Here is a 7,365-nt window from a genome sequence, read left to right as displayed (position 1 = left end):
GGGGGACCGTGTGGGAGAGTAGGACGCCGCCGAACTTTTCTTCAGAAAGCCCTGACGGGGAACTCCGGTTCCCTGTCAGGGCTTTCTTGCATTTACGTGTGCCTTCACCGCACCCCACCGCATGCCCGCGGCCTGTCTGCGGGTAAGGTCATGGGGTATCGTCGGTACATTTCCCCACAGGAGGCCCCCGGGTGGAGGTCCAGGAGACACGAGTCCAGACCGACCGTGTCCTCACCATCCCGAACATCCTCAGCATGGCGCGCCTGGTCGGCGTACCGCTCTTCCTGTGGCTGATTCTCCAGAAGCACGACGGATGGGCGCTGTTGGTCCTGGCCCTGAGCGGTGTCAGCGACTACCTCGACGGCAAGCTCGCCCGGCGCTGGAATCAGATCAGCAGCCTCGGCCGGCTGCTCGATCCGGCTGCGGACCGGCTCTACATCCTTTCCACGCTGTTCGGCCTGACGTGGCGTGAGATCCTTCCGCTGTGGCTGACGCTGGCCCTGCTCGCGCGTGAGGCGATGCTGCTGGTCATGGTGTGGATCCTGAGACGCCACGGTTACCCGCCGCCGCAGGTGAACTTCCTCGGCAAGGCCGCGACCTTCAACCTGATGTATGCGTTCCCGTTGCTGCTTCTCAGTGACGGGCACGGCTGGTTGCCGTCACTCGCCGCGATTTTCGGATGGGCGTTCGCCGGATGGGGTACAACCCTCTACTGGTGGGCAGGGATCCTCTATGTGGTGCAGGTCCGCCGACTTGTCAGGGCGGACGCCACGGCCGACTGACCTGGCGGCTCCGGAACCGGGCCCCTTCGGGAGTGAAGTCGGCAAGACCGTCGTCTCGCAAGGAGGACGCTTCCGACATGAAGGCCGTCGTGATGGCCGGCGGCGAAGGGACTCGCCTTCGCCCCATGACCTCGAGCATGCCCAAGCCGCTCCTGCCGGTGGCCAATCGGCCGATCATGGAGCATGTGCTGCGCCTGCTCAAGCGGCACGGGCTCACCGAGACCGTGGTGACCGTGCAGTTCCTCGCCTCCCTCGTCAAGAACTATTTCGGCGACGGCGAGGAGCTGGGCATGGAGCTCACCTACGCCAACGAGGAAAAGCCACTCGGCACGGCAGGCAGTGTCAAGAACGCCGAAGAGGCGCTCAGGGACGATGCCTTCCTGGTCATCTCGGGAGACGCCCTCACCGATTTCGACCTGACCGACCTCATCCGTTTCCACAAGGAGAAGGGCGCCCTGGTCACCGTCTGTCTGACCCGGGTGCCCAATCCGCTGGAATTCGGCATCACCATCGTCGACGAACAGGGCAAGGTCGAGCGCTTCCTGGAGAAGCCGACCTGGGGCCAGGTCTTCTCCGACACGGTCAATACCGGCATCTATGTCATGGAGCCGGAAGTCTTCGACTACGTCCGTGCCGATGTGTCCGTGGACTGGTCCCAGGACGTCTTCCCGCAGCTGATGAAGGAAGGCAAGCCGATCTACGGCTATGTCGCCGAGGGCTACTGGGAGGACGTCGGCACGCACGAGAGCTACGTCAAGGCCCAGGCAGACGTCCTGGAGGGCAAGGTCGACGTCGATCTCGACGGGTTCGAGATCTCGCCGGGCGTCTGGATCGCGGAGGGTGCGGAGGTGCACTCGGACGCAGTGCTCCGCGGCCCGCTCTACATCGGCGACTACGCCAAGGTGGAGGCCGACGCAGAGATCCGGGAGCACACTGTCGTGGGCTCCAACGTGGTGGTGAAGAGCGGTGCCTTCCTCCACAAGGCCGTCGTCCACGACAACGTCTACATCGGGCAGCAGAGCAACCTGCGCGGCTGCGTCATCGGCAAGAACACCGACATCATGCGTGCTGCCCGCATCGAGGACGGAGCCGTCATCGGGGACGAGTGCCTGGTCGGTGAGGAATCGATTATCCAGGGCAATGTCCGGGTCTATCCCTTCAAGACCATCGAGGCCGGCGCTTTCGTCAACACCTCGGTCATCTGGGAGTCCCGGGGCCAGGCCCACCTGTTCGGCGCGCGCGGGGTCTCCGGCGTCCTCAACGTGGAGATCACCCCGGAGCTCGCGGTGCGCCTTGCCGGTGCATACGCCACGACGCTCAAGAAGGGCTCGACGGTCACCACCGCCCGTGACCACTCGCGGGGTGCGAGGGCGCTCAAGCGCGCGGTCATCTCGGCGCTGCAGGCCAGCGCCATAGACGTGCGGGACCTGGAGAACGTCCCCCTGCCCGTGGCGCGCGAGCAGACCGCGCGGGGCAGTGCCGGCGGCATCATGATCCGTACCTCGCCGGGCGTGCCGGACTCGGTGGACATCATGTTCTTCGACGAGCGCGGGGCCGACCTCTCCCAGGGCGGGCAGCGCAAGCTGGACCGGGTCTACGCCCGCCAGGAGTACCGGCGGGCCTTCCCCGGCGAGATCGGCGACCTGTCCTTCCCGTCCAGCGTCTACGACTCGTACACGGGATCCCTGCTGCGCTCCGTGGACACCGGCGGGGTGGCCGAGGCCGGGCTGAAGGTCGTGGTGGACGCCTCCAACGGCAGTGCGGGGCTCGTTCTGCCCAGTCTGCTGGGGCGGTTGGGCGTGGATGCCCTCACCATCAACCCCGGGCTCGACGAGGCCCGCCCGACGGAGACCGCGGACGCCCGGCGTTCGGGCCTGGTGCGGCTCGGCGAGATCGTCGCGTCGGCGCGGGCGGCCTTCGGGGTGCGGTTCGACCCGGTGGGGGAGCGCATCTCGCTGGTGGACGAGCGCGGGCGGATCGTCGAGGACGACCGGGCCCTGCTGGTCCTGCTCGACCTGGTCGCCGCCGAGCGGCGCAGCGGGCGGGTGGCGCTTCCGGTGACCACGACCCGGATCGCGGAGCAGGTGGCCGCATACCACGGCACACAGGTGGAGTGGACGACGACCTCGCCCGACGACCTGACCCGCGTCGGCCGTCAGGAGTCGACCATCTTCGGCGGCGACGGGCGCGGCGGCTTCATCGTCCCGGAGTTCAGCAGTGTCTTCGACGGCACGGCGGCCTTCGTGCGCCTGATCGGCATGGTGGCCCGGACGCAGCTCACGCTGAGCCAGATCGACGCCCGCATCCCCCGGGCGCATGTGCTGCGCCGGGACCTGGCGACGCCGTGGGCGGTCAAGGGACTGGTCATGCGGCATGTGGTGGAGGCCGCGGGGGATCGTTTCGTCGACACCACCGACGGGGTGCGGGTGGTCGAGGCGGACGGGCGCTGGGTGTTGGTGCTGCCCGACCCGGCGGAGGCCGTGACCCATCTGTGGGCGGAGGGCCCCGACGACGCCTCCGCCCAGGCGCTGCTCGACGAGTGGTCGGCGGTGGTGGACGGCGCCGGGCGCTGAGCCCGCGGCCCGGCCGGCCCGCCGGTTGTCTCCCGGGGGCGTGGTCTCTCGGTCCGGATCCGGCACGCCGGTGGGGCCATTGGGAGACGGCGCCCCCGACGTGCGACGATGTGCGGCATGTCGCAGCAGCCCCCCGTTCGGAGCACGTCGTCGCCGCCTCCGCGCCCCGACGCGTCGATGTCGCTGCTGACCAATGTGATGGACCACAGCCTCGACGAGGGCTACGCCGAGGCGGCCGCCCGGCGCGCGGAGGGCGGCAAGGGGCTTCCGAGCACGCTGCGGGCCAAGTTGGGGGTCGGCGCGGCCCTGCTGCTCGCCGCGGTGGTGGTGACGATCGGAGCCGCGCAGGCGCGGATATCGGCACCGACGCTGGCCAAGGAGCGCCAGCAGCTCATCGACCGGATCAACGCCGAGACCTCGGCGGCCGACACGCTGCAGAAGAACGTGGACACCCTGCGCGACAGTGTCGGTGCCAGGCAGCGCGAGGCCCTGGAGAAACACGGCGGGGACCAGGCGGAGTTGGTGTCCCTGCTCGCCGGTGCCACGGCGGTGAAGGGGCCCGGGGTCAAACTGGTCGTCGACGATGCGAAACAGACCACGACGGGCGGCGGCAACCCCCGGGAGAACCAGGGCTTCTCGGACACGGGCCGGGTGCGCGACCGTGACATGCAGCGCATTGTCAACGGCCTGTGGCAGTCCGGCGCCGAGGCGATCGCGGTCAACGGCCAGCGGCTGACGGCGCTGTCGGCCATCAGGGCCGCCGGTGACGCCATACTGGTCGACAACAGACCGCTGGTGCCGCCGTACACGGTGCTGGCGATCGGGGACGGGCAGAAGCTGAGCACTGCGTTCCAGGACAGTGCCGACGGTCAGTACCTGCATGTTCTGCAGCAGAACTACGGCATCAGAGCCAGCATCTCCGCTCAGGACGAGGTCCGGCTGCCGGCCGCGCCGAGCCTGATCGTACGTACCGCAAAGCCGCAGAACACAGGGAAGGGCAAGGGCACATCGTGATCGCCGTATTGGGCCTCATCGTGGGAGTCGTGGTCGGACTGGTGGTCCGCCCCGTGGTTCCGACGGCGGTCGAGCCCTATCTGCCCATCGCCGTCGTGGCGGCGCTCGACGCGGTCTTCGGCGGCCTCCGGGCGATGCTGGACGGAATCTTCGACGACAAGGTCTTCGTCGTCTCCTTCCTGTCCAACGTGGTCGTGGCCGCGCTCATCGTCTTCCTGGGCGACAAGCTCGGCGTGGGTGCGCAGCTGTCCACCGGTGTCGTGGTCGTCCTGGGCATCCGCATCTTCTCCAACGCGGCCGCCATCCGGCGGCACGTCTTCCGGGCGTGAGACCGATGAGCACGGACGACACGCCGGAGAAGCCCGAGCCCGCCGAGAAGCCGTCGGGACCCGAGGCGACGGCTCCCGAGCCCGCGCCGGAGCCCACGCCCGAGCCCGCATCCGAGTCCGGTTCCGGCCCCGGGAAGGAGCCGGGAGCGGAGCCGGAAGCCGGGGCCCCGGCCGAGGCGTTGACGGGGCGTCAACGCCTCGCGAAGGGGCTGTGGCCGCCGCGGTTCACCCGCGCCCAGCTCACCGTCGCCCTGCTGCTGTGCGTCCTGGGTCTCGGCCTGGCCATCCAGGTCCGTACGACGAGCGACAACAGCGCGCTGCGCGGGGCCCGGCAGGAGGACCTGGTGCGGATCCTGGACGAACTGGACAGCCGCACCAAGCGGCTGGACGACGAGAAGCGGAAGCTGGAGAGCCAGAAGGCGGAGCTGGAGAGCAGCTCCAACCAGGCCGCGGAGGCCCGCAAGCAGACCGAGCAGAAGGAGGACCAGCTCGGCGTGCTGGCCGGTACGGTGGCGGCCGAGGGGCCCGGTATCGAGCTCACGGTGAGCGACACCAAGGGCGCGGTCGAGCCCGACAAGCTGCTCGACACGATCCAGGAACTGCGGGCCGCAGGTGCGGAGGCGATCCAGATCAACAACGTCCGGGTGGCCGCCGACACCTACTTCTCCGGATCCGCGGGGAAGGTGGAGATCGACGGAAAGAAGGTCTCGCAGCCCTATAAGTTCAAGGTCATCGGCAAGCCCCAGGATCTGGAGCCCGCACTGAACATCCCTGGTGGAGTGGTGCAGACGCTGGAGAAGGAGCAGGCCGGTGTCTCGGTCTCCCGGTCTGAGAAGATCGTTGTCGACGCCTTGCGCCCGGCGAAGCGGCCTGACTACGCTCGGTCGTCATCGCAGTGAGGCAGGCGCGGAGAGGGGCCCCGCGGGGAGGGCGGGGGCTTGCGGGGGGTCGGCGCACCCGGTTCGGGGTGCGTGATGGAAACTGTCTGGTGATCTCGGACGTTGTCAGGTTGTCCGGGTCGGACGGTGTGTGCATCGAGGGTTTGTCCTGCCCCACGGGCGGGTCTGTTTCGGTCAAGGGGAATCGCCCGTGAAGTTGTTTGCGAAGTTGTTCGGCAAGAGCGCACGCCGGGACGGCGGCAGCGCCCGTCACCGCGCCTCGGGGCCGGTGGAGGAAGGCAATCAGGGCGCCCAGGAGGGGCGTCCCCTGTTCCGGGACCAGGTGGGTGCTCCCGGCAGCGACATTCCGGGCGGACAGGGCGCGTCTTCTGTTGACCCTGCCGCTGCCGGACGCATAGGTTTCGGGGCACCAGCGACCTCAAGTGCGGGTGGAGGGTTTGCCTTGCCGGTCTGTACGAGGTGTGGCCACCGGAACGCCGAGGCCAGCCGGTTCTGTTCCAACTGCGGTGCGCCGCTGCGGCCCGGAGCCGTCGCGGAGCGCGCCTCGGAGACGACCTCGACCATCTCCATCTCCGGTCTCGAGGCGTACGACTCCGAGGTGACCGGGCAGACGCAGATCCCGATGCTCTCCCCGGAGGCACAGGCGGCCGTCGAGGCCCTGCCGCTCGGCTCGGCGCTGCTGGTGGTCCGCCGCGGTCCGAACTCCGGCAGCCGCTTCCTGCTGGACGGTGAGGTCACCACGGCCGGTCGGCACCCGCAGAGCGACATCTTCCTGGACGACGTGACCGTCTCGCGCCGTCACGTGGAGTTCCGTCGCCGGCAGGACGGCTCGTTCACGGTCGCGGACGTCGGCAGCCTCAACGGCACCTACGTCAACCGGGAGCGCATCGACGAGATCGCGCTGACGAACGGCGACGAGGTCCAGATCGGCAAGTACCGCCTGGTCTTCTACGCCAGCCAGCAGGCGGCGGGGATCTGACCCTCGAGGGAGGGCCATGCTTCGGACACCGTCGGGCGGTACCGGATCCTCCGGTACCGCCGGTGCGGAAGGCCGGCTGCTGAGCATCGGAGCGGTGCTCAACGTGCTGCGCGAGGAGTTCCCCGAGGTCACCATCTCCAAGATCCGTTTCCTGGAGGCGGAGGGCCTGGTCGAGCCGCAGCGCACGCCGTCCGGCTACCGCAAGTTCAGCACCGCGGACGTGGAGCGGCTCGGACAGGTGCTGCGGATGCAGCGCGACCACTACCTCCCGCTCAAGGTCATCCGGGAGCAGCTGGACGCCCCGGCCCGGAGCGGGCCCGCACAGCCGGGCGGTGCCCAGGGCCTGGCCGAGGACCTCGTCGGTGAGGAGGCCGCGCCTCCCGCGCCGGTGCGGATCGGCCGCGAGGAGCTGCTCGCCGCGGCCGGGGCGACCGACGGGGAACTGGCCGAGTGGGAGTCCTACGGCCTGGTCGCCGCCCACCCGGACGGTGGATTCGACGCCGATTCCGTGGCCGTCGCCCGGCTCGTGGCGGATCTGGGCCGGTTCGGCCTGGAGCCACGGCACCTGCGTGCCGTCAAGGCCGCCGCGGAGCGCGAGGCCGGTCTGGTCGAACAAGTGGTCGCCCCGCTGCGCAGACACCGCAATCCGCAGACCAGGGCCCATGCCGAGGCCACTGCCCGGGAGCTGGCCGGCCTGTCGGTACGGCTCCACGCGGCCCTCGTCCGCAGCGCCCTGCACCTGCGGGAGCGGTGACGGCGAGTGCCCGACTACCCAAACCTGCCGGGCAC

7 protein-coding genes are annotated in these 7,365 nt (G+C 69.4%); all 7 read left to right on the top strand.

The features are described 5' to 3' along the window. The first annotated feature begins 191 nt into the window (after positions 1-191). Positions 192-782, top strand: a complete 591-nt coding sequence (locus ACWD4B_RS26790) for a CDP-alcohol phosphatidyltransferase family protein (protein WP_336416951.1) — start codon at positions 192-194, stop codon at positions 780-782. 77 nt (positions 783-859) lie between these two features. After that, positions 860-3,355 (top strand): sugar phosphate nucleotidyltransferase, encoded by a 2,496-nt coding sequence (locus ACWD4B_RS26785; RefSeq protein WP_451423156.1) that lies wholly within the window; start codon positions 860-862, stop codon positions 3,353-3,355. A 117-nt stretch (positions 3,356-3,472) separates the two neighbouring features. After that, positions 3,473-4,369 carry a DUF881 domain-containing protein gene (locus ACWD4B_RS26780; RefSeq protein ID WP_336416953.1) on the top strand — a complete coding sequence of 299 codons (897 nt, stop codon included), beginning with the start codon at positions 3,473-3,475 and terminating at the stop codon, positions 4,367-4,369. Beyond that, positions 4,366-4,698 (top strand): small basic family protein, encoded by a 333-nt coding sequence (locus tag ACWD4B_RS26775; protein ID WP_004947174.1) that lies wholly within the window; start codon positions 4,366-4,368, stop codon positions 4,696-4,698. The genes ACWD4B_RS26780 and ACWD4B_RS26775 overlap by 4 nt, the downstream gene beginning before the upstream one ends. 5 nt (positions 4,699-4,703) lie before the next feature. Next, entirely contained in the window at positions 4,704-5,597 is an 894-nt protein-coding gene (locus ACWD4B_RS26770; protein ID WP_451423155.1) for a DUF881 domain-containing protein, read from the top strand. A gap of 130 nt (positions 5,598-5,727) precedes the next feature. Beyond that, positions 5,728-6,576 (top strand): FHA domain-containing protein, encoded by an 849-nt coding sequence (locus ACWD4B_RS26765; RefSeq protein WP_451423154.1) that lies wholly within the window; start codon positions 5,728-5,730, stop codon positions 6,574-6,576. 16 nt (positions 6,577-6,592) lie between these two features. After that, on the top strand, positions 6,593-7,330 hold the full coding sequence (gene ftsR, locus ACWD4B_RS26760) for a transcriptional regulator FtsR (protein ID WP_451423153.1): 738 nt from the start codon (positions 6,593-6,595) through the stop codon (positions 7,328-7,330). Positions 7,331-7,365: the final 35 nt, after the last annotated feature.

The sequence above is a fragment of the Streptomyces sp. NPDC002536 genome (assembly GCF_053594995.1).
This window is presented reverse-complemented; position numbering and strand designations above follow the sequence as displayed.